The sequence below is a fragment of the Burkholderia sp. LS-044 genome (assembly GCF_004803625.1).
Classification (GTDB): Bacteria; Pseudomonadota; Gammaproteobacteria; order Burkholderiales; family Burkholderiaceae; genus Burkholderia; species Burkholderia cepacia.
This window is the reverse complement of the sequence record NZ_SSWO01000016.1, coordinates 103,030-126,561: the sequence shown is the minus strand read 5'-3', so window position 1 is coordinate 126,561 and position 23,532 is coordinate 103,030. Positions and strand designations below refer to the sequence as shown.

Annotated in this window: 15 protein-coding genes and 1 pseudogene; all 16 read left to right on the top strand. The window is 53.4% G+C overall.

The genetic code is table 11. The features are described 5' to 3' along the window. Nucleotide 1: 1 nt before the first annotated feature. Nucleotides 2-1,108, top strand: a complete 1,107-nt coding sequence (locus E9536_RS32015; protein ID WP_136472088.1) for a hypothetical protein — start codon at nucleotides 2-4, stop codon at nucleotides 1,106-1,108. Then, nucleotides 1,098-1,892 (top strand): ABC transporter permease, encoded by a 795-nt coding sequence (locus E9536_RS32010; protein ID WP_134255616.1) that lies wholly within the window; start codon nucleotides 1,098-1,100, stop codon nucleotides 1,890-1,892. Before E9536_RS32015 ends, E9536_RS32010 begins: the two co-directional genes overlap by 11 nt. Nucleotides 1,893-1,900: 8 nt before the next feature. After that, nucleotides 1,901-2,554 carry an ABC transporter ATP-binding protein gene (locus E9536_RS32005; RefSeq protein ID WP_134255615.1) on the top strand — a complete coding sequence of 218 codons (654 nt, stop codon included), beginning with the start codon at nucleotides 1,901-1,903 and terminating at the stop codon, nucleotides 2,552-2,554. Nucleotides 2,555-2,654: 100 nt separating this feature from the next. After that, complete coding sequence (locus tag E9536_RS32000) at nucleotides 2,655-4,577, top strand: glycosyltransferase family 2 protein (RefSeq protein ID WP_134255614.1); 1,923 nt, start codon at nucleotides 2,655-2,657, stop codon at nucleotides 4,575-4,577. A 405-nt stretch (nucleotides 4,578-4,982) separates the two neighbouring features. Next, complete coding sequence (locus tag E9536_RS31995; RefSeq protein WP_136472086.1) at nucleotides 4,983-6,053, top strand: NAD-dependent epimerase/dehydratase family protein; 1,071 nt, start codon at nucleotides 4,983-4,985, stop codon at nucleotides 6,051-6,053. Nucleotides 6,054-6,092: 39 nt separating this feature from the next. Further along, complete coding sequence (locus E9536_RS31990; protein ID WP_226160942.1) at nucleotides 6,093-6,992, top strand: glycosyltransferase family 2 protein; 900 nt, start codon at nucleotides 6,093-6,095, stop codon at nucleotides 6,990-6,992. A 387-nt stretch (nucleotides 6,993-7,379) separates the two neighbouring features. Continuing rightward, nucleotides 7,380-8,438, top strand: a complete 1,059-nt coding sequence (rfbB, locus tag E9536_RS31985) for a dTDP-glucose 4,6-dehydratase (RefSeq protein WP_134255612.1) — start codon at nucleotides 7,380-7,382, stop codon at nucleotides 8,436-8,438. A 2-nt stretch (nucleotides 8,439-8,440) separates the two neighbouring features. After that, the gene (gene rfbD / locus E9536_RS31980; RefSeq protein ID WP_136472131.1) at nucleotides 8,441-9,331 is read left to right on the top strand and encodes a dTDP-4-dehydrorhamnose reductase; all 891 of its coding nucleotides are present in this window, start codon (nucleotides 8,441-8,443) and stop codon (nucleotides 9,329-9,331) included. A gap of 18 nt (nucleotides 9,332-9,349) precedes the next feature. Further along, complete coding sequence (gene rfbA, locus E9536_RS31975; protein ID WP_134255610.1) at nucleotides 9,350-10,234, top strand: glucose-1-phosphate thymidylyltransferase RfbA; 885 nt, start codon at nucleotides 9,350-9,352, stop codon at nucleotides 10,232-10,234. After that, nucleotides 10,231-10,773 (top strand): dTDP-4-dehydrorhamnose 3,5-epimerase, encoded by a 543-nt coding sequence (rfbC, locus tag E9536_RS31970; RefSeq protein ID WP_134255609.1) that lies wholly within the window; start codon nucleotides 10,231-10,233, stop codon nucleotides 10,771-10,773. Before rfbA ends, rfbC begins: the two co-directional genes overlap by 4 nt. Nucleotides 10,774-10,791: 18 nt before the next feature. Then, nucleotides 10,792-13,053, top strand: a complete 2,262-nt coding sequence (locus E9536_RS31965; protein WP_134255608.1) for a glycosyltransferase family 2 protein — start codon at nucleotides 10,792-10,794, stop codon at nucleotides 13,051-13,053. Nucleotides 13,054-13,360: 307 nt separating this feature from the next. Beyond that, nucleotides 13,361-15,652, top strand: coding sequence for a glycosyltransferase family 2 protein (locus E9536_RS31960; protein ID WP_134255607.1), 2,292 nt, complete (start codon nucleotides 13,361-13,363; stop codon nucleotides 15,650-15,652). Between the two features lie 125 nt (nucleotides 15,653-15,777). Then, nucleotides 15,778-16,749, top strand: coding sequence for a phytanoyl-CoA dioxygenase family protein (locus E9536_RS31955; protein ID WP_205710473.1), 972 nt, complete (start codon nucleotides 15,778-15,780; stop codon nucleotides 16,747-16,749). A gap of 753 nt (nucleotides 16,750-17,502) precedes the next feature. Then, nucleotides 17,503-18,397 (top strand): annotated as a pseudogene (locus tag E9536_RS31950) (hypothetical protein). Between the two features lie 192 nt (nucleotides 18,398-18,589). Then, nucleotides 18,590-20,425 carry an HAD-IIIC family phosphatase gene (locus E9536_RS31945; RefSeq protein ID WP_136472084.1) on the top strand — a complete coding sequence of 612 codons (1,836 nt, stop codon included), beginning with the start codon at nucleotides 18,590-18,592 and terminating at the stop codon, nucleotides 20,423-20,425. 1,093 nt (nucleotides 20,426-21,518) lie between these two features. After that, nucleotides 21,519-23,168, top strand: coding sequence for a hypothetical protein (locus tag E9536_RS31940; protein ID WP_240690337.1), 1,650 nt, complete (start codon nucleotides 21,519-21,521; stop codon nucleotides 23,166-23,168). Nucleotides 23,169-23,532 lie beyond the last annotated feature (364 nt).

The window sequence follows — 23,532 nt, the reverse complement described above, 5'->3', positions numbered from 1 at the left end:
TATGAAATTCCTGAAGCGCATTAACCGGTTGTTTTTGATAACGGTTGTTATACCTACCAGCATTGCGATTATCTATTTCGGAATTGTTGCTAGCGACGAGTATACCTCTGTCAGTAGCTTCTTGATTCGCAGTCCGCAGCAGACTAATACTTCCGGATTAGGTGGTTTGTTGAAGGGCGTCGGTGGGTTTTCGCAGCCGGAAGGGAGTGCGTATACGGTTCAGAAGTACATTCTCTCGCGTGATGCAATGATGGTGCTGGATCGGGAGCAGAAAATCAAATCAAAATTTCAGAGTAGCTCGATCGATTTGATTAATAGATTTTCTGTGTTTGGTTTGAATGATAGTCTTGAAGAGTTCTACCTTTACTATGGTAAAAAAATAGTTGAGGCAAAAGTCGATACCGATTCCCCGATTGTGACGCTGAATACCAATGCGTATGATGCGCATCTTGCCTGGAGTATGAATAAACGTCTGCTGGAGTTGGGTGAGCGTATCGTCAATCAAATGAACGAACGGGCCAGAGCGGATCTGATTAATACTGCTCAGCATGATGTTGATGTTGCAAAAGAAAACGATCGCATCGCTACATTGGCATTGGCGCGCTATCGGAATAACGCGGGTGTTATCGACCCTGAACGCCAGTCCAACATTCCATTGCAGCAGGTTGGAAAGCTTCAGGACGATCTAATTGCCACCCGTGTGCAGATTGCCCAAATGGAAAGGTTGTCGCCGGCCAACCCGGGGCTGCCGACTCTGCGCGATCGCGCTAAGTTGCTCCAACAAGCGATCGATCAATTGAGTCAGCACGTTGCCGGTTCTCCGGGCGGTTCGTTGGCCAGCAAGGCCGCAGAGTTTCAGCGCCTGACGTTGGAGAAGGACGTTGCTGACAAGATTCTTGCGGGCGCCATAACGTTGTTGGATCAGGCACGCGTCGAGGCTGAGCGTAAGCAACTCTATCTTGAGCGCATTTCCGAACCGAGTCTGCCTGACTATGCGATGAGCCCTCGCCGTGGGCGAGCCATCCTCGCAACGTTCCTGCTTGGTTTGATTTTGTGGGGCGTATTGACCATCGTTATCGGTGGGGTGAAAGAGCACTATGACCGCTGATTACCGTCCTCCGACGTTCCGGGAGCAACTGGGCATCCAGGTCAGAGTCGTCTGGGCGCTCATCATGCGCGAGATGATCACCCGTTTTGGTCGAGAGGGGCTTGGTGTACTGTGGATAATGGCTGAGCCGGCGATGTTTGTGGTCGGAGTGATAGTCATCTTCAGTAATACGGAAACGACGGCCAGGTATCCGGTTGCGGAATACCTAGCGGTCAGTTATCCGACTCTATTGTTTTGGCGCAATGCGACGAATCGTGTGATTAAGGCGATCGACTTCAATCGTGCTTTGTTGCACTATAAGCCGATCCTTCCAATGGATATACTGTACTCGCGAATCATTCTTGAGTTCGCTGGTGCTACGGCTTCGTTTCTTGTTTTATTTGTCGTATTGATCGTAATTGGTATCTGCCAGATTCCAGCTGATCCGCTTACGATGATATTGGGATACTTCCTGGTATTGTGGTTTTCGTTTGATTTCGTTTTGATTATGGCTGCGTTGTCTGAGTTGAGTGAATCGATTGAGCGGGTTTCGCACGTGATTCTCTATCTGATGATGCCTGTGTCGGGGGTTTTTATACCTACGTACGTTTTGCCTCCGCGATTGGCTGAGATGATGACGTATTTCCCGCTGATCGATGCGGTCGAGTATTTCCATCATGGATATTACGGAGACCGTATGCCCACGCTCTACTACATTGATTACACGATATTTGCGTTGTCATTTTTCACTTTGTTTGCACTTTCACTTGTACATTACGCCATTCGGCGAGTGCAACTCAACTGAGGTCGAACGTGATTGAGCTGCGGAATGTATGCAAACGCTATCCGATTCATCACGGTCGATCGCACCGGGAGATACTCAAGGGTATCAACCTGCGCGTTCGGTCGGGGGAGCGATGGGGTATCCTCGGACGCAATGGTGCGGGGAAATCGACACTGATTCGCATTATCAGTGGCGCGGACCGTCCACATTCCGGCGAGGTCATCAAGACCATGTCGGTGTCGTGGCCGTTGGCATTTGGCGGTACCTTTCAGGGCAGTCTGACCGGCAAAGACAACGTGCGTCTCGTTTCTCGCGTATACAACATCGACTATCGCAAGGCTCTCAGGCTCGTCGAAGATTTTGCGGAACTTGGGCCCTATCTCAATGAACCAGTCAAATCATATTCGTCTGGTATGACATCGCGCCTGGCATTCGCCATCTCTATGTCGATCGAATTTGATTGCTTTTTGATCGACGAAGGGATGGCTGTTGGTGATCATCGTTTTTATCAGAAATGCAATGTCGAGTTGTTCGAGAAGAGGGGGGACCGCGCCATGATCATTGTTGCGCATCAAACGGAACTGATTCGTAATCACTGCAGCCATGCCGCAGTCCTGGAGGGGGGCGTGCTCACTGTTTGCGATACGGTTGAAGATGCGATTCGAATTTACGAATCCCTTTGATCTGTAAATGAAATGCCTGCCTTTAATTTCCGAGGCCCAATAAATATTATAAATAAGACGGTGGATGGGCGTTTAGTAAACTTAACTACTGTGAAAAATAATGAACACGCTTTGTGATTTCATCATAGAGAAAGCTGACGTGCTTCGCCAAGAAGTCGGTACGATTCTGGTTTCGCACGCTTTGATGGGGGAAGCGCAGCAACAGGCGCATGGTTTCACGGCATTTTTGCGAAATGGACAAGGGCGCTCGTTTCAGAAAATACAGGATCTGGCGCTCGACGGGAGTTCCGAACCTGATCGGCGCATTTCGTCTAATCTGGTGGCGGTTGTCGGTGCCGATTTTGAGGCTTGGGGGGAACTGCGGGCCTTGATGCAGCGGATCGGCGCCGGCGAAAGCGGTAGCGTCGTTGTTCTGGTGCCGGCAGGACAGGATGCGATGTCACAGGCTAGCCTTTCGCAGTTTGTCGCCGAATGCGCCATCCGAACGCAGGCGTTTGGCTTCTCCGGTGAAGTCCGTATCGCCTCGCAGTGTGACGGAGCAGAACTCGGCGCGGTCGTGCTGAAGAGGTTGCGTCCTGCAACATCGCTCGGTAAGGTTCTTGAAAGTCTCTCGCCTGGCGACGAGGGACGGGTTGCTGTTCTGACGTTGGGCGCTTGCGCGTCGGGTATCGGCCGCAGCACGCCGCGCGAACCATTGTTCACAGTCCTAACGCGCACCCAAGGTTCGCGCATGGAGACCTTGGGCGAAGTGTTCCTGTGTCTTTCCGCACAGACTGTCGACGATTTCGAGCATCTCGTCGTCGCGCACAACGCGACACCTGAGGCAGTCAGCGAGATTCGTGAATTGATTGATAGCCAGTCAGCATCGATGCGCGAACGTATCCGATTCGAAGAAGTGATCGGCGGTACCCGGACTACGCCGCTTAATGCAGGGTTCGGGATGGCGCGAGGCAAATATGTCATCATTTTGGACGACGATGACATCGTGTTCGCGAACTGGTTGGAAACGTTCCGAGCGATCGCGCGTGAAATGCCGGGTGCGCTGCTGAGGGCGACTGCCGTGCGGCAAGAGTTCACTTGGGCTTATGTTGAAGGCAAGCGTGCAGCCCGGGCGATCAGTGCAATGCACCGGGATTATGCATCGCAGTTTGATTATTTTGAACATCTGGAGGTGAGCCAGACGCCTCCGGTTTCAATTGCCTTCCCGCGCAACGTGTTTGCAAACTACGGCTTGCGCTTCGACGAAACGCTCACGACGACTGAGGACTGGGACTTCATCATGCGTTGCGCTTCGCGAGTCGGCGTGGGTAGTTCCGAGGAGATCACCTGTATATATCGGTGGTGGAGCGAAGCGGAGAGTTCCAGAACATTGCATTCCAAGTCGGAATGGGTTGATAACCATACCCGTATCCAGGACAAGATTGACGCTGAGATCAATCTTATGGAAGCCGGTAGCATGCGCAAATTCCGCGAGATCTCGGAAAAGATGGACGAGTATCTACGCTGGGCGAACAAGATGCATCACGATTTGATCGATCTTCAGTTGGCTACGAATTCGAACGATGTCGAAGAGATCAAGCAGAAGATCGCGGCCATCTCCGACGACGTCCAGCATGAGATTGTAGTCATGTCGGGGGATAGTTCACCCGAGGTGCTGTATTCGCCACCGCAGCAAGATCTTTTGCCGCCACCGCGGGTGCCGTTCTGGAAAAAGATTATCTCGGGCTCCCGTGCGATGGCGCAGATGCGTGCCAGTCAGCGTCGTAAGATCATCGAGACATCCGGTATTTTCGACGCAAACTGGTATCTCTCGACCTATCTTGATGTTGCCGAGCAAAAGGTGGATCCGCTCGTGCATTTTATTCAGTTCGGTAGTAGGGAATTGCGTAGTCCATCGGCGCGATTCAATGCGCGTAGTTATTATGTAGAAAATGCAGACGTGCGCGATCAGAAGATCGAGCCGGTTTTTCACTTCCTGCTGTTCGGTAAGCGAGAAGGGCGGCGTTATCAGGAGCACGTTTGAAGTAGGGTGTTCGCGCTTGTTTTTTTGTTGCGATATACCATCAACCGGTTATCTAGGGGCTCGATGGATTTATGTGTGAAAATCCGCTTGCTACGGCTCTTATCTGTGATCGTCATTGTGTGGAAATCGCAACTGCTGCGCGGGAAGTGGTGGACTTTACGCGAGAAACGCGTGAGCGCGATCTAATTTTCTTTGACGCACGGAAATGCGCGCCTCGATATCCTCTCGTAACGGAAGCTGAGGGGGCTGTTTGGGATCCGGATCTTGCGCAGCTGACTCGGATCTTTTTGAACAATTATGCTCGAGTTGCGCAAGAAGAACTCAAGCAAAAACACTAATCGGCCCAATTGAATGCATGGGCGGCGCGACATCCGTGCCCGCGTGTCATTGAAGGAGCAGGAGTACATGAAAGTATTGATTACGGGTGGCGCTGGGTTTATCGGCGCGGCGCTCGCACAGGAATTGGTGGAGCGACACAATGCGCAGGTTGTCTCAGTGGATAACCTGCTTCCCCAGGTACACGAAGACGGCGTGCTCCTGAAGCGCTATCCGGCGACGGCAAAGCTTGTGCGCGGTGATGTGCGCAACGGGGAACTTCTTGATTGCGTGCTGGATGGTTTGCAGCCGGATTATGTTGTTCACTTTGCTGCGGAGACAGGGACGGCGCAGTCGATGACGCACTCCAGCCGCCACGCGAGTGTCAACGGTGTCGGCACGACTGAATTGCTGGATTCGCTCCGCCGCGTGCAGTGCCGCCCGCGGCGCATTTTGCTGTCATCTAGCCGAGCCATCTATGGCGAAGGGGCATGGCAGGCGGAAGATGGCAATCTTTTCTATCCGGGTATCCGCAGCCGTGGCCAGCTTTCGTCGGGCAACTGGGATTTCTGCGGGGCGGACGGCAAGCCGGCAGTTGCGATGCTGCACAATGCTGCCACTGTGCTGCCTAATCCCACTAGCATTTACGGTGCGACGAAGCTGGTCCAGGAGCATCTGCTCAAGGCGTGGTGTGCGGCGAATGAGATTCCGTATCATATTCTGCGCTTTCAGAATGTCTATGGCATCGGTCAGTCGCCGTCAAATCCATATACGGGCATCATCAATATTTTTCACCGAATCGCTCGACGCAAAGAAGTTATTCCTGTTTACGAGGACGGCGAAATTGGCCGCGATTTTGTGTGGATCAGTGATGTCGTCGATGCTTGCGTTGCCGCGCTGCTTGACCAGAGCGCAGACTGCGGAACTTACGACGTGGGGAGTGGCGAGGCAACGACCGTAGCGCAGGCCGCGGCCGTTGTTGCGGCGCTTCACGGTGCTCCGAGCCCGCGTGTCACGGGTCAGTTCCGCGAAGGGGATGTTCGTTGGGCTGTTGCCGACGTCAGTGCACTCAAGGCAAATCTTGGTGTGGTGCCGAAGGTCTCGTTCGAGGAGGGGGCTTCGCGTGTCGGCGAGTGGCTTTTCGACGGAACGCAAGCTTAACGCTATCAATCGTTGACAGCACAAACGTCAGGTAATCCGATGATCCCGATCAAAATTCAAGTCCAAAGCATTCTTTTCAATAACGAACCTGCGGATATCAAGCGCGCTCTTGAGGCGATCAATAGGGCAGCGCACATTCTCCGCGGCAAGCGTGATGTAGTAGTTGACGTCGCGTATGGTGACTGTTCTCCGGGGCAGGCTTGTCTGTCCCCGGAAGATGTTCGGCAGATGGGGGCCATGCTTACGTGTGGCGTCTTTCACTACACGTATTTCAACGCTAATCTCGGGTCGGCGGAAGGGCATAACAGACTGGCGGCGGGCGTCAAGGATGGATACCTGCTTATCCAGAACCCCGATGTGATCGGCGAGCCTAGCTATCTGATCCATTTGCTCGAGGCTTTCGACGATCCCGACTGCGGAATGTCCGAAGCTCGCCAGTTGCCGATCGAGCATCCGAAGGACTACGACTCGAAGACAGGGAGCACGTCGTGGGCAACCACGGCTTGTGCGCTGATTCCGGTGGACCTTTTTGTCAGGATTTCAGGGTTCGACTCGAAGGTGTTTTTCCTGTATTGCGACGATGTCGATTTTTCGTGGCGTGTTCGTCTGGCGGATCGCAAGGTAGTCTTTCAGCCAGCTGCGGTTGTTTTCCACGACAAGCGTCTCAAGAAAGACGGATCCTGGAATCCGTCGAATGCCGAGCGCTATTATTCGATCGAAGCGGCTTTGCTAATGGCGCACAAATATTCTCGTCCGCAACGAGTGGAGGAAATTCTCCAGATGTGCGACCACCTTTCGTCTGATGATGTATTTTCAAAGGCGGCAGCGCGTTTTCGCGAATTACGGCGGGATGGCAAGTTGCCGCAAGCACTCGATCACGAGCATCGCGTTTCCGAGTTTTATGGGGATGATTATGCTCGTCATCGATTTGTTATCTAATCGCGTTCAATATTCGATCGGGACCGATCGTCGGCACAGTCAGTTCGAAGTGTCGGTTGGTCCGTCCGGTTTAGTCTGGGCCACAAGCAGTGTTGCTCCGGAATAACGATTCGTCGATCGATGACTGAACCAGTCGAGATGTCCGCCAAGAAGCGGTCTGGTGCTTGGAATCGTGTCGTTCGCGCAATTTACGATCACCTTGACACAAGGCGCAGTTTCCCGGGAGGTTGCGCTGCAGTATGCCCTGTACTGTCGAGGGTGGGGCGCGCAGCCAACGACGTGGGCCGATGGCTTCGTGCGATGTATTCCCCTGATTTACTTGTGCAAGGTCCTGCGCGTGCTTAGTTCGGGCTGCAGATAGCCTTAACCTTATAAAGGTAGTTGCAAATGTTGCTTATTACAGGTGGAGCTGGCTTCATCGGTGGAAACTTTGTTCTCGACTGGCTTGCCGGCTCCGATGAACCTGTCGTCAACCTCGACAAACTGACGTATGCGGGGAACTTGGACACGCTGAAGTCGCTGGACGGCAATTCGCGACACCATTTTGTGCGCGGCGACATCGGTGATCGCGAGATTGTTTCGAAGTTGCTCTCGGAATACAAGCCGCGTGCGGTGATCAATTTCGCAGCAGAGTCGCACGTCGACCGATCAATTCACGGTCCTGGTGAGTTCATTCAGACGAACGTCGTCGGTACGTTCAATCTTCTCGAATCGGTCCGCGCCTACTGGTCCGATCTCGCGGAAGAAGAGCGGTGCTCATTCCGCTTCTTGCATGTCTCCACCGATGAAGTGTTCGGCTCACTTGACGTGAACGATCCACCGTTCGCCGAAACCAACGCATACGAGCCGAACAGCCCGTATTCGGCGAGCAAGGCTGCGTCGGATCATCTCGTACGTGCCTGGCATCATACGTATGGGTTGCCGGTGGTGACCACCAATTGCTCGAATAATTATGGTCCGTATCATTTTCCCGAGAAACTGATCCCACTGATCATCCTGAACGCTCTGGCAGGCAAACCATTGCCGATTTATGGCGACGGTCGACAAATTCGTGATTGGCTCTATGTCAAGGATCACTGCTCTGCGATCCGGACGGTCCTGGCAAATGGCGCGCTTGGCGAGACCTATAACGTTGGTGGCTGGAACGAAAAACTGAACATTGAAGTAGTGCATACGATTTGTGCGATTCTCGATGAACTGCAGCCACGTGGCGACGGCATGTCGTATGTGGAGCAGATCAGTTTCGTTCAGGATCGGCCGGGCCATGACCGCCGTTACGCGATCGATGCTCGCAAGCTTGAACGCGAACTCGGCTGGAAGCCCGCTGAAACCTTTGATTCCGGTATCCGCAAGACAGTCGAGTGGTATCTGACGAATCAAGCCTGGGTGAAGAACGTCACGAGCGGCCAGTACCGTACGTGGATTGAACGCCACTACGGAGAGTGATGATGCCGCGCATCTTGATTACGGGTTCGAACGGACAGGTTGGCTTCGAGTTGCGACGCGCGCTTGCGCCGCTGGGAGAGGTAATCGCGTTGACCAGACACGATATGGATTTGGGTGATCCTGCGAACATTATTGCGGTACTGGATCGTCATCAACCGGACCTGATCGTTAATCCTGCTGCTTACACAGCAGTGGACAAAGCCGAAAGCGAGCCGGAATTGGTCCGGGCTGTCAATGCAACAGCGCCTGGCGTGATGGCCAAATGGGGCGCGGTATGCAATGTGCCGCTCGTCCACTACTCGACCGATTACGTATTCGAAGGTACTGGTGAGACGCCGTATCACGAAGACTCGCCGGTTAATCCGCAATCGGTTTACGGGGCGACCAAGTGTGATGGCGAAAAGGCGGTTCGGCAGGCCTTCGCGAAGCACCTGATTCTTCGAACGAGCTGGGTTGTGGGCGCGCATGGCGGCAATTTTCTCAAGACGATCCTGCGCCTCGCCCGGGAACGGGATCAGCTTCGCATCGTGGCCGATCAGACGGGCGCGCCCACGTCGGCCGCTTTGATCGCGGATGTAACAGCACATCTCGTGGCACGGTATTTTGCCGATCGCGAACACTTTGCGTTCGGCACATACCACCTCGCAGCATCCGGGGAAACGAACTGGTGCGAGTATGCGCGTTACGTCGTTGCGCTTGCGGAGGTGCGAGGCATTGACCTCAAGTTGCGCCCGGCCGATATCGTGCCTATCAAGACGCATGAGTACCCGCTTCCGGCAAAGCGCCCCATGAATTCTCGTCTCGATTGCAGGAAATTGATGTCGACGTTCGGAATAACGCTCCCCGATTGGCGAAACGGTGTTGATTGCGTCTTCGATCAACTGCATGACTGATACGGAAGAAGAACAAGCATGAAGCGCAAAGGCATTATTCTCGCGGGAGGGTCGGGTACCCGTCTCTATCCGGCGACGCGGGTAGTTAGCAAGCAACTGCTGCCTATTTACGACAAACCGATGATCTACTACCCGTTGAGTACGCTGATGCTGGCGGGAATTCAGGACATTCTGATCATTTCGACGCCTCACGACACGCCACGCTTCGAGCAGTTGCTGGGCGACGGGTCGCAGTGGGGGATCAATCTCCAGTACAAGGTGCAGCCCAGCCCGGACGGGCTTGCACAGGCGTTCCTACTGGGTGAGTCGTTCATCGATGGCGACCCTTCAGCACTCATTCTTGGCGATAACATCTTCTATGGCCATGATCTTGGCGGTCTGTTGAAGGGGGCGGCTGACAGTGCGTCGGGTGCACAGGTTTTCGCTTATCACGTCCAGGATCCGGAGCGATATGGCGTTGTCGAATTCGACTCGACCGGTAAGGCGATCAGTATTGAAGAGAAGCCCAAGGTTCCGAAATCGCATTACGCAGTGACCGGGCTTTATTTCTACGATGAGAAGGTAGTGGATTTTGCGAAATCGCTGAAACCGTCGTTGCGCGGAGAGTTGGAGATCACCGATCTCAACGCGTTGTATCTAAATGATGGCTTGCTCAACGTGCAGACTATGGGGCGCGGTTTTGCGTGGCTGGATACCGGCACGCACGATTCGATGCTCGAGGCCTCGCACTTCATCGCCACGATGGAGCACCGGCAAGGGTTGAAGATCGCTTGCGTTGAAGAGATTGCATATCGCTTCGGTTATATCGACGACGAACAACTCGAACGTCTCGCGCAACCGCTCAGCAAAAATGGCTACGGTCGGTACCTGCAGAACATTCTCAAAGAAGGAAAAGCTCGGTGAACGTAATAGAGACTACCATTTCCGACGTAAAGATTTTCGAACCGAAAGTATTCGGCGATACGCGTGGGTTCTTCTTCGAAAGCTTCAACTATCGAGTGTTCGAAGAGGCGGTCGGGCATTCTGTCGAGTTCGTGCAGGACAATCACTCGAAATCCGCGAAGAATGTTGTTCGTGGCCTGCACTACCAAATAGATCACGCACAGGGAAAACTGGTTCGCGTAGTCGCCGGCGAAGTGTTTGACGTCGCGGTCGACATTCGTCGCGCGTCGCCGACGTTCGGACAGTGGGTCGGTGTTGTGCTGTCTGCGGAGAACAAGCGCCAGCTGTGGATTCCGGAAGGTTTTGCGCATGGCTTTGTTGTCATGTCCGACGCGGCGGAGTTTTTGTACAAGACTACCGATTATTGGTATCCGGACGCTGAACGAGCGATCCGTTGGGACGATCCGACGCTCGCAATCGAGTGGCCCATTTCTGGTGAAGCGTTGGTGTCCGGCAAAGATGGAGCGGCGCCCGCCTTCAAGGACGCCGTGTACTTTTGAGCTGCTTCCCGCAAGTCCATGTTTGACTTCAACGCCCTGCGCCTGACGTGGGGGATGCCCTTCCTGGTCAATTTGCCCAATGCCTCGCACCTGTCGTCAGATCGACCGGGATCACGGGTGTATTTGGTCGACGTCCAGTTGCTACCGGGTTGGTACATGATCGAGCTTCGCGTGAGCGGTCACGCGGCGCACATGCGAGCTCGGTTGCGGCTGCGAGGCGATGCATCACATGCAACACTCGCAATGGGCCTCAGTGCACGGCAAGTGAGCAAACGGATTATCCATTTCCCGGCGCGCGGCAAGATCGAAATCGAGATTGATTGCGACGATCAGTCGGTTGATCGAATCGAAGCATTCCGCCTTGTCAGAGTTACGACGCGATTTGCGCACTCGCGCATCATGGCCAAGCTCGGTGCGCTGCACCCCAGGTACAAACCATGCGGCGACAATTGCGACGTGGCTGAGGTCGGCCACAGTCGCATCGACATGGCGCAAGCATGGCGCGATTACTGCTGTCTGTTCGACGAGTCGGAACCCTTGGTCGGATACCCGGACTGGGTTCGTCGCTTCGATACGCCGAGCCCTGATACATACCGCGCGATGTTGGACAACTTGCGCTACTTCGCTGGCGGCCCGTTGTTCGCGATCGGCATGGAAGTGTCGGGTGCAGCGTCGCCTTACTGGGAAAAGGCAATCCGCTCGATCGCCGCGCAGATTTACCCGCACTGGCAACTTCTGATCGCCGATCGGCGTTCCGACTCCGATCGCACGGCACTGATTCCCCGGGACCTGAGCGCCGATACGCGTATCCGCGTCATTTTGGACCGCTCTCCAGCCGAAGCGCATTCAGCGCTTGATCAAGCGCTTGCCGAAAGTGGTCGCTGGGTCATGTTCATCGGACAGCATGATGTGCTTCCTCGACATGGCCTCTACGTCGTGGCCGACGCGATCACCCGGCACCCCGATGTCGACCTGATTTACGCGGATGAAGACAGTATCGACATCGATGGCGTTCGCCACAGCCCGCGCTTCAAGAGCGATTGGAGCGAGGATCTGATGCTCTCGTCGGATCTGTTTACTGGTCTCGGTGCTTATCGGTCGGAAGTTTTCGCATTATCCGGTGGGCGAGACCATCGCCATGGGGCTGCGTCACGCTACGACATGACGCTTCGCTGTCTCACGCATACCAGTCGCGACAGGATCCGGCATATTCCGCGCGTGCTCTATCACGTACGCGCCCAAACCGAAGCTATTCAAGATCCGGATGAGCAACCCGATGCGCGTGATGCGGAGCGAATGGCGGTCGTACGTCACCTGTTGCGGGCGGGTATTCGAGCGACGGTCTCGACCACTGAGCATGGCCGTCACATACGGTATCCGTTGCCGGAACGGGCCCCGCTGGTCTCGCTCGTCATTCCTACGCGCAACGGGTTTGCGCTGCTCAGTCGTTGCGTCGATTCGATTATCGAAAAGACGCGCTATCGCGCCTTCGAAATCATCATTGTCGACAATGGATCCGATGATCCGGAAACGCTGGACTACATGAAGCGGCTTGCGGTCGATCACGGCGTATGCATCCTTCGGGACGATCGTCCGTTCAATTACTCCGCGCTCAACAACGTCGCGGTCGAAGTGGCGCGGGGCGAGTTTGTTGCACTTGTCAACAACGACGTGGAAATCATCGACGGTGATTGGCTCGACGAAGTGATGGGGCATGCGTTGCGTCCGGAGGTCGGCGTCGTCGGTGTCAAATTGCTGTTTTCGAACGGAACCGTTCAGCATGCGGGTGTCATCGTCGGGCTCAGCGGCTGTGCAGATCACTTGCATCGCGGGCTGGGGCGCGACGAGCCGGGCTACTTGGCGCGCGCGGTAACAACGCAGTCCTTGTCAGCCGTAACCGGTGCGTGCCTCGTCGTCAGACGATCCCTGTATCGGCGACTGGGTGGACTGAATGAACGTGATCTCGCCGTCGCATTCAACGATGTTGATTTCTGCCTTCGCGTCCGGCAAGCGGGCTATATCGTGGTCTGGACGCCACACGCCGTGTTGTATCACCACGAATCCGCCACGCGCGGCCGCGACGATACCGAGGAGAAGATCGCCCGGGCCACTCGAGAGATCGACTACATGCGTGACCACTGGCATGACCTGATCGCGAATGATCCGGCTTATAACCCGAACCTGTCCCTTGATCGATTCGATTGTCAGCTCGCGTGGCCACCGCGTGTCGCGTCTCTCAAGCGACTTGCGCTTCGTGCGCCCGGAGCGTCGACATCTTGAGGGCATCGAGTGCAGATCACTGGCAAGCGACCGGTCCAATGCTTGACCTGAACTGATTCGACTGATCGTCGGCCGCTCGTGCAAGCGCGGACAGGGAACGATTGCATGACAGGGCGTGTACGCTAGCGATTGGTGCCTCCAGGTGTACCGTGGCTCCGCTGTTCGTGGTGGCGGCCCCGAGTCTTTACCCGCAGCCTGTTTGGGCGGGTCGTCTTGCGCCCTCGTAAAATATTCCTCTGTAGGGTGGGCCGGTTTCTCGTGTCGGCTTGTCATGCCGTCGATCCGGATTCATCCATTTTCGATTTATATGAAAGATTTTCTCCTGTCGATAGTTCGTCGAACCGTTCGATTCAAGGTCATTCCGGCCAGGGACTTGGTTTTGTCGGGGGAGGCGTCGGCCGACTGGACGTCAGTGGGAGACGATCCTGTTTTTGACCTTGAGTCGGAGGACGAGGGTAAGTCCATTCCACTCGGCTGGGTCTATGTCGAGTCCATGATGATTCGACGTGGTGCGAACCTAGTGGCTCGGCTCTACGTCGATACAGGATCGGGCTTTTCAGATGCGGAATCCTTTGTCATTCCCGCGGCCCGCTCGGGAAATATCAAGCAGATCGTCAGAATTCCGCGCAATACACGCCGTTTGCGTTTGTCGCCGATGCGGGGTGAGGGAGCGGTCAGGCTGGAATTTCTGCGGATAACAGAAATATCGTGCGTGGAAAGAGTTGCCAGAATGGTCGAATGGACCGTTGGGGACATTATAAAATTTAAGAATACCGATCGCGCTAAAAAATACAATATAACCTTGGGGCGCCTGTTGACTGACTTGAAGGGGGCGTATGCCGATTGCGCAAAACTGCGCTTTCATTCCGTTTCGCTGGATTACAGGTCATACGTGGAAAAATTCGATACACTGCATCCATCCGATATTGATTCAATTCGGCGACACATGGATTCGTTTGCGCGGCGACCGTTGATTTCCATTCTGGTTCCAGTGTACGGGACGTCCGTGCGATATCTGGAATCGACCGTCCAGTCGGTCTTGGCGCAGATTTATGAAAACTGGGAGCTGTGTATTGCTGCAGATGAAGCCGTTGCATCAGAAGTGGCTTCATATTTGAGATCTGTTTCTGAAAAAGATGGTCGGATAAAGGTCATCTTTATGAATTCGGGTGGATATGTATCGGCTATTGCGATGGGTGCTCTGGAGTTGGCGGCTGGAGAATTTTCTGCGACTCTCGGTCAGAATGACGTTCTCTCGCCGCATTCATTATATCTCATAGCTTTGCAAGTCAACGAGGTTGATGATCTGAATATCATCTACTCCGACAACGATGAAATCGATGAGTTTGACGTTCGAGGTAACGCTTTTTTCAAGAGTTCCTGGAATCCAGATTTGTTCTTTTCACACGACATGATATCTCGGTCGGTTGCCTATAGAACGTCGCTCCTGCGCGAGGTAGGTGGATTCCGGGTCGAGTATGAGGGGGGGCATGATCGTGATCTAACGCTCAGGTGTGTGAAAAAAAGCACGCCGTCTCAGATTCGTCATATTCCGCGTGTGCTCTATCATTTACGTCGACTCGGTGTGTGCGGCTCGATCGACCCGGATGTAGAAAATGACGCGTGTAACGCAAAGGAAAGGGCGCTTTCTGAATTTTTCAAAGATCAGCCTGGTGTGAATGTTTCGCGGGGCGAATTGGCTGGAACTTATCGGGTGCGATATCCGATACCCAATCCCACCCCCAAGGTCTCTGTCATCATACCGACGCGGGATGGTGGCCCACTTCTGAAAAAATGCATCGTTAGCATAATCGATGGAACTGACTATGAAAATCTGGAAATCATTGTTGTAGACAACCAAAGCAAAGATCGGGAGACAGTCGGTTTTCTGAAATCGTTGTCGCTGAGAAGCAATGTTTCTGTATTGAGGTATGATTTTCCTTTTAATTATTCATCAATCAATAATTTTGCAGAAGAACGTGCGTCTGGTGATGTGTTGTGCTTTCTCAACGACGATGTGGAGGCAATCGAGCCGGATTGGCTGAGGGAGATGGTTTCGCACGCGTTACGCCCGGATATTGGCGCCGTGGGGGCAAAGCTTCTATATGCCGACGGGTTCGTCCAGCATGCAGGCGTGGTGATAGGGATCGGCGGCTTCGCGAGCCATGCGCACCGATTATATCCATCGACGCACACGGGATATGCAGGAAGAGCATCTCTTGTACAAAATTTCTCGGCAGTTACGGGAGCATGCCTGGTTATGCGTCGAGATGTATTTCGTGCGGTCGGTGGTTTTGATGAAGAAAATCTTCCGGTTGCATTTAATGACGTGGATTTGTGCCTCCGCGTACGAGAAGCGGGTTACAGAATCGTGTGGACACCATACGCAGTCCTGCATCACTTCGAGTCCTACAGCAGGGGGGACGATCAGATGTCGGCCGAGAAGCGTGCCAGGTTCAACAGAGAAAAGAGCTTCATGCTTGTCCGGTGGAATACCGATCAATTGAATGATCCGTATTACAATCAAAACCTGACGCTCGATAGAGAGGATTTTGCTATTGCTGACTTCCCGAGAATGTATGCTCCATGGCGTGAATGATCGATACGAATAATTTTAATTCTATGCGCTTTCTATTTTGAAGCGGCTTCGTGGATGATGTGCTTATTTTGGATTGCACAGCGCTGTGATCTCTCTGAATTGCCTCGGGGTGATCGGATAAAGGAATGGAAGAAATTGTCATGGATGAAAAAAAACGCTTGCTGCCGGGTACTCCACTGATTGAGTCGCCACTTTTTGATATTGAAGTCACACATGCAGAGTTGACGCGTGAGGAGCGCGAGATCGCAGTCGCGCTGAACCGTGACGGCTATGTGGTGATCGATTTTCCGGATCCGGAACTCGATTCACGAATTACACGCATCCGGAATCATTTGGCACCGCTGTTCGCTGACACGGGTTCCGGGAGTGATGGTGTGTATTATGGCGTGGGGCGTATCCAAGATGCATGGATTAACGACCCTGATGTCAAAGCGATCGCTACCAACCGCAAAGTTTTGGATTTGCTTGGCCGCTTGTATGGCCGAACTGCCTTTCCATTTCAGACGCTTAATTTCAGGGTCGGCACGCAGCAAAAATTGCATACCGATGCGGTCCATTTCTCGTCGATTCCCCAGCGTTTCATGTGCGGGGTGTGGGTCGCGTTGGAAGATATCTCATCGGAAGCAGGACCACTTCATCTGGTTCCCGGATCGCACAATTGGCCGATGATCGATAACGCGATGGCCGGTCGGCGCGGGTTTGGGACGTCCAGTGAATCGGCGCAATTGCCGTATCAGGAAATCTGGGATGCGATGGTGGAAGCCAAGGGCGCCGAAATCAGGACTTTCAAGGCAAGGAAAGGGCAAGCGCTGATATGGTGTGCCAATCTGCTGCACGGCGGGAGTCCGCAAATCGATCCTGCGTTATCTCGCTGGTCGCAGGTGACGCACTATTTCTTTGACGATTGCGTTTACTATACACCTGCGTTTTCCGACGAATATCTGGGGCGACTGCAGCTTCGCGATCTGGTTAGCATCGTCGACGGCACGCGAAAACGAAATTCTTATCTGGGTGACGAGGTCGTCGCCCAGGCTTCAGGTACACGCGATTCGCAAACCTTGACTGGAAGATTGCGCAAATGGGTCCGCTCGTCTTGAGCCCATTCGTAAGATTGCGTAGTTGGAAACGGTACTTATAACCCGGGAAAGCCACCAATTTTGTCGACGGCGCGCATTCTTGACTCGCACAAGGGTGGCAGATTGCGTTGCATTGATGAGGTGCTATACATTGTGCTGTTGAGACTCCCAGCACGGGTGGTTTGGATGTTGGATTTCAAACGAGGGTGATCTATTGCTGGCGCCCGATCGCAGCTTTGCCATGCTGGGCAGCGCACGGTCGGGCAAGCGAACAGGTGGTCCTCGGGTATGTGTCGCTCCTACCGGCGCATTGCCCGCGCGTACTTACCCGTCCGACACACTTTGGTTCATGCTGGGGCCCTTGCCTCGCACATTTTTCGACTCGTGTGTCGACATCCACGCGCTGGGAACACAGCGGCACTCGCTCTTGCATTGCTGCATAGGTCGGACGCAAGCAAGCACATCTTATGTAGCCCCGACGCCTTTTCGCCCCTCTCTCTCCGGGCTGCGGCAAGCCTACCCATCGTTCCATCCATGTCCTCGTACGCTTGACCGGCGTGCATCGCCATTGTCGATATTGAACAATTCGATTTCCATTTGGCCGGGTGCGTTGAAATGCACGGTGTTTGCGCACAAAGGCGAGCGTGAAGAGTTGATTCTGAACAATTCTCACGGTCGTTGCGGGACAAGGCATTGCGCATAAAAGGACGTTGCTGCAATCGCCGGAATCAAGCATATTGGCGCGGCAATCCTGCAATTTCCGCAGAGGCGTGGATGGGGCCGAAGGCTTCAATGAACGAGGAAAATTTGTACCGGTATCCGCTGCTAGAGCCGATCCCCCTGAAGCACCTACCGGTGTGTCTAGCCGATCCGATCGACGACCGGTCGAGCGCTGCGATGGAGGATAGCTTCATGTCGAAGCGGGAGCGCCCAGCCACCTCGCGGCGCCTCATCGCGGAACTGCTGTACTGGCAGGTGTTCACGGGCGAGACGAACCTGCGGAACGAGTCGCCGATCGGCCACCGAACGCTGACGAGCCGGCGCAAGCGCTTGGGAGACGCCGGCGTGGAAGAATTAAATGGCCGCGCCAAACGAGTTCTGTCGCAGAAGCCGAAGAGTAAACACAAACTCTATGCACGGTACGCGTCGGAAGTCGAGTCCCTGGTCAAGGGAAGAGCGCGCAAGCCGGACGAGTTCGGCTTGCAGGTGTCGATCACGACCACACAAAAGGAGGGCTGGTGGCGAGTGTGCGCTCGATGCTGAGAAATCCGTACGACGGGCACACGCTGAAAGAGGCGTTGGAGCGGGCGAAGGTTTTGGGCGAATTGAAACCGTTGGTGGATCGGGGGTACGGGGGCTTGACGCTCCCCGGAGCGACGATTTCCCACTCGTGTTTGAGGCGCGAGATCACACCGACATTGAGAGCGATGATCAAGCGGCGCAGCGCGATGGAGTCAGCAATCGGCGATATGACGGCGACTGGCGACCTCGGGCGCGACTGGCTCAGGGACCAGGTTTGGCGATGCGTTGAGCGAGGTGCGGTGCGGGTCGCTGCAACGTGCGGATGATTCTGAGGGCGCTGCGGTTTCTTCACGCTCAATTCTGGCCGCCGTCATGGGCGAAAACCCAGCTGGGTGTAACGCCGTCAGCGAGCAAAGGAGTTGTTTAGAACCGACTGCGTACGTCCAACGCAGTTGTGCAGTCGAAGGTGTCGGAATATCCAATTGCAAGGCTCTGGTTATGAACGAGGGATTGCCAGAGGTGGGTTAGAGGAAGATCGCATGATATGATAATAAGCCGCTTTGTGCATATCGCCATATCTGTGTTTATATAGACACTCGAGTGAAGAGAGTATATTTATATGAAGCAATTTGCTAACGTCGATTTCAAGCATGATGGGACGGCATTTCGTTGTCCAACCGATCTATCGAGATCGAGCGGATCCCTTCAGCGAGTTTTGGTTATTGGGCAATGTACCGCTGACCACATCCGCGGTTTTCTGCTGGAGAGCGGCATACATTGTGATTTTGTTCATATACAGTCCTTGATGGACCCACTCTTTCAGCCGCCGCAGCCGATCGAAACCTACGATTTGCAAATTGTCTTTCTGCCGATGGATAGGATAATCCCGGGTTATACCTATTTCCCTCTTTCGTACGCAGACATTGACGCCGAAGAAAAAAGGTTTGCTAACGCAGAGAAGACGACGCTTGACCTTCTCGATGTTGCCACGCGCTGGTTGAAGAGTCACAAAATTCTTACCTTTATTGGTAACTTTCTTGTGCCTCAACAGAATCCGGTTGGGAAATTGTTGCCTCGGTATGATTTGCGCAACCCGTGCTACTTCATGGAGAAGATCAATGAGAGCCTTTCTCGCCGAGTTGATGAGATGGACAACGCATTTGTCATTGACATGGATGGCGTGTCGTCGACATTCGGGAAAAAATATCTAAATGATGATTCGATCTGGTCATTGAGTCATGGTGGTTTCATTCAGAACATTGAATACGAACATTACGAATCAAATCGGCAAGATAGCCAAAAGCGTTTGGAGGATCTAGGTCCGGTAACCGAGTACTACTCGGTAAGGACAGATGACGGATACCGCGCTTTGCGTGATGAAATCCTGTCGATGTATCGTATCGTTCGTCAAGTTGATGCAGTGAAAATCGTGATTATTGATCTCGATGACACGGCGTGGCGCGGGATCGCAGCAGAGGAAGACAATTCTCGTGATTTTATGACGATTGGCTGGCCTCTCGGATTTGTCGAAGCGCTTATGTTGCTCAAGCGCCGCGGTATTCTGTTGGCGATTATCAGTAAGAATGAGCACGAGAATGCTGTCGGTGCGTGGGAGCGGAACTATGGAAATGTCTTCCCGATCAGTAACTTCGTATCGGTCAAGGCAAACTGGCTCCCAAAGCACGAAAATATGCGTCAGATTCTGCAGGAGACGAACCTACTCGCGCAGAATGCCGTCTATATCGATGATAATCCTGCCGAGCGCGATATTATTCAGTCGATGTTTCCCGATGTACGGGTTATAGGATCTAATCCTTATTATACTCGCCGTATCTTGCTGTGGTCATCCGAAACCCAGGTACCATTTATTTCCGGAGAATCTTCGTCCCGAACCGAATCGATAAAGAGTGTCATTCAGCGTGAGAACGACCGATTGTCAATGGATCACGATGAATTTCTTCGGTCTCTAAATATTAAGATTCGATGCAATGTTGTTCTGGATTCGTCTGATAAATATTTCAAGCGATGTCTTGAGTTGATCAATAAAACAAATCAATTCAATACGACTGGAAGGCGCTGGACTGTTGAGGAGGTAAATTCTGAAATAAATAGTGGTTTGAAGATTTATGCATTTGACGTTGACGATCGATTTACCCAGTATGGTATTGTTTGTGTGGCCCTCGTTAAAGAAAACGTTGTCCTGCAGTTCGTGATGAGTTGCCGGGTTATTGGCCTCGGCGTTGAGATGGCTGCACTCGGCGTCATCATGAACTCGATGCGAGAGGAAGGGCTGAACTCTGCCCTAGGGATCTCACAGGAAACCGAGAAGAATGTTCTATCTCGCGATTTGTATGCGCGAGCAGGGTTTCAGGCAACGGACAATGGCATGTGGAACTGCGACCTGAATGTCGAATTCGCTCTTCCGACGCACATGCAGCTTGATATGAGCTGCTAATTGTTGCCGGTCGGGGAGAGTTCTGCTCCTTCTGACTCTCTCTTGTTACCACCTCTCACCAGAATGAGAGATCCAGTGTTTCGTCGGCCGGGGGTAACCCCGGTCGCATCCCCTAAAGTCAGTTCGCGGACTACATCAACGAGGTAGTATTCCCAGTCGCAAGCCTCAGCCCCCACCTTCTGCCTGTGCTAGGGCCATACTCAAGGAAATGCAGTCGGTGGTTGGAGCGCCGCTGATCTAGTACGCGGTTGGAGAAGACCTCGCGGCAGGCATCACGAGATGAAACGGTCTGTCATGTCGACGCGCCGGTCTCGGGCATCTCTCGGCTCGCATACCCACATTCGTGTCCAGCTAAGTCCAATGGCGCTTGCTCGACTCAGCGGTGTCTAGTAGCCCCGTACGGGTCATCGGAAGGCAGTAAGCTCGACGTCCAAATCCAATCGCTCACACCATTGGACGCCAGTTCGTTGGTGTCTTGCCGGCACACGTTACTGGCCTTGTCACTATCGTCTCGATACAACCCCGACTAGTCTTGACTGATCAGTTATTCGTCGCTGATGCCGTCGCTCGCGTGTTCAGTTGTGCGTAGCCACGGTCAAGTGCCGCGAATTTTACCTTTGCCCAGCAGTCAGCTTTCAAGGGCAAGGTGTTCGCACAAAAAAGAGAACAAACACAATCCACTAAGAGTTCGCTCACGCAGCGCTATGTAATTGAAGGTAATAAAGGGGGGGATCAACGCAGCGAGGGCGGAGATGTGTATAAGTTGACGAGTTAGGCAGGGTCGACCGTGAAATTCGCCACACTCAACTAGCCCTCGAGCCAGTTGAGGTATGTCAAGGGGGTGTGGAGGGAGTGTGTCGCATTGTGGTCAGTTTGCAACAAACGGGCAGGCCTTTGCTCCGGGTTATTTCCTATTCGTCAAGAAACATATACTTCTTGTGTCAGTATGTGCGGATTGTAAAGTTTTCTGTATGGAAGGCATAAGCCTGTAGAAAGCCCGGCTCGTCGGACAATCTGGGCGCTGCAGCGGCTGAACAGGGACGAGCGAGCAGCCCGCTGCTCCAGTCGGCGCGATGGTGATAATCAAGAAATCATGAGCATTAGCGAAATTTTTCAAGTAATCAGGGCGGACATCACCGAAGGCGAGCGGGCCCCAGTCTCGATCCTGCAAAAGCCTAAAATATTGAGCATCGGGGGATGCGTCACCGAAATTCTCGCTGGGAGAATGAATCGATTGGCAGATGTCACGCATCTGTGGCGTGTAAGTGTGCCTTGTCTGATGTCCAAGAAAGTAGATGGTCGCACCTACTTTGAATCGCATGACAATCAATTGTCAGATCGGATAAATTTTGAGTTGACAAAGCAGGCGCAGCGCAAATTGAGGGCGGGTGGTTATGCGTTTTTGCTTTTTGATCCAACCAGTGATTTTACCAACGATTATTATGAAAAAGACGGTTGTATTATTTCCGATATGGAGTCGGCAATGTTGGCGCCGAATTGGAAGTGGCCGGACGGATTTATAGAAAATGGATGGACCAGAATTTCCCCGCGAAGTCATCATTATTTGGAGATTTATTATCACTATCTGATGGAATTGATTAAGTTGTCTGAAGAGATTGGTGTTCCGCTTGTTGCTATGAAAAGGCGAGCGTGCGCTAACAAGATAACTCATGACGGGGTGGTGGGGTTGGGTGATTCTGATTCGCCCGAAATAAATTGGTGGGTCGACCTGCTTTGGGCGAAGATTGATGGCCTGTTGGGGAAGTTGAATGTTCTTGATTTAAATGGTCGTTTTTCGATTACATCTTTTGATGCGCCATACGGTGAGGCGAAATTCCATCCTATCGAAGAATTTTATGACTATGCTGCATATAAGTTAATGGGATTGATGAGGTTTAGTGATGATCTCATCTCGGAAGTCATGCTCAATGTGTACCGGGAAAGAGCAAGCCGTCGTCTGGCCATTCACTCCGAGCGGGACGGGTTGATTCACGAACGAAATGGGCTGGCTCAAGAACGAGAGAGTCTAATTCGCGAGCGAGATGGGTTGGTGCAAGAACGAGAAGGCCTGATTCACGAGCGAGACGGATTGGTTCATGAGCGAGAAGGCTTGATTCACGAGCGAAACGGGCTGGTTCACGAGAGAGATGATCTGATTCAAGCGCGAGATGGGTTGGTTCAAGAGCGAGACGGTGTGATCCACGAGCGGGGCGGACTGATTCATGAGCGAGATGAATTGACTCAAGAGCGCGAGAGCCTGATTTGCGAGCGAGACAGGCTGGCTCGCGAGAGAGAGGTTCTAATTCAAGAGCGGAATAGCTTGATGCAGGATCGAGATGCTCTTCGTTTATCTCTTGATAACCTTGCGGCGGATCAAGAATACAAACAGGCTCGTGAGATCGAGCGAGCACATATTGCAAGCGAGTGCCATAGGCAGGAACTGGCGGCAATCTCGGAAGCTCGAGAAACCGCTCTTGCCGAAAACGCTGCCAACCTACTAGCGCTAAGAAGTTTGCAGGAAGGTTATGGGGATCTGTCGCGTAGACATGAGGAACTGAGTGCTCAACAGAGCCGTCTCTTTAACGAGTTGCGGTTGGAGGGGGGGCCAATGGCTTTGCGTGACGTGCTTCCGTTGGCAAGGGCATGGCGGCCGATAATCAGGGGAATCGGGAGGGTCAAACGATTCTTCCGCCGATCGATTGCGGCGCAGGCAACGGATCGCGGCGGACTCCATGGAAAGTGAGGCGTTAAAAGAAATGCGCGATGACGTTGTTGGCTGGGTCAGGCGAATGTACAGGCGCGCTTCGTTGGAAGTGGTGCTCGCAACCGATGAGAAGTCGCGGATTTGACGACGAGGCTGCGGCGAATGGTGGGCGCGTGAAGCTGTGTCCGCCCAGCTTCAACGGATAACCTTGTGACGTGTTGGATTGTATTTCGGCGTGTACGAGTTGTGCTGGCGGGGCGGACTTCGGCGCGCCGTGGTCTGCCGAATTTGGGCCTGGATTGATGAAACATGGCCGACGACATCTTAAGGCATGCTGGATTCGTCGGAATGTGAGGGCCGCAGGTGCACGCCTCCGGGACGCGCGAAACGGTGAAGCGGGTAT

Coding starts and splice junctions, on each gene's coding strand:
- E9536_RS31960 (WP_134255607.1), top strand. CDS start 13,361: ATGAAAGATTTTCTCCTGTCGATAGTTCGTCGAACCGTTCGATTCAAG.
- E9536_RS32015 (WP_136472088.1), top strand. CDS start 2: ATGAAATTCCTGAAGCGCATTAACCGGTTGTTTTTGATAACGGTTGTT.
- E9536_RS31955 (WP_205710473.1), top strand. CDS start 15,778: ATGGAAGAAATTGTCATGGATGAAAAAAAACGCTTGCTGCCGGGTACT.
- rfbB (WP_134255612.1), top strand. CDS start 7,380: ATGTTGCTTATTACAGGTGGAGCTGGCTTCATCGGTGGAAACTTTGTT.
- E9536_RS31965 (WP_134255608.1), top strand. CDS start 10,792: ATGTTTGACTTCAACGCCCTGCGCCTGACGTGGGGGATGCCCTTCCTG.
- E9536_RS32000 (WP_134255614.1), top strand. CDS start 2,655: ATGAACACGCTTTGTGATTTCATCATAGAGAAAGCTGACGTGCTTCGC.
- rfbA (WP_134255610.1), top strand. CDS start 9,350: ATGAAGCGCAAAGGCATTATTCTCGCGGGAGGGTCGGGTACCCGTCTC.
- E9536_RS31940 (WP_240690337.1), top strand. CDS start 21,519: ATGAGCATTAGCGAAATTTTTCAAGTAATCAGGGCGGACATCACCGAA.
- E9536_RS31995 (WP_136472086.1), top strand. CDS start 4,983: ATGAAAGTATTGATTACGGGTGGCGCTGGGTTTATCGGCGCGGCGCTC.
- E9536_RS31945 (WP_136472084.1), top strand. CDS start 18,590: ATGAAGCAATTTGCTAACGTCGATTTCAAGCATGATGGGACGGCATTT.
- E9536_RS32010 (WP_134255616.1), top strand. CDS start 1,098: ATGACCGCTGATTACCGTCCTCCGACGTTCCGGGAGCAACTGGGCATC.
- rfbD (WP_136472131.1), top strand. CDS start 8,441: ATGCCGCGCATCTTGATTACGGGTTCGAACGGACAGGTTGGCTTCGAG.
- E9536_RS31990 (WP_226160942.1), top strand. CDS start 6,093: ATGATCCCGATCAAAATTCAAGTCCAAAGCATTCTTTTCAATAACGAA.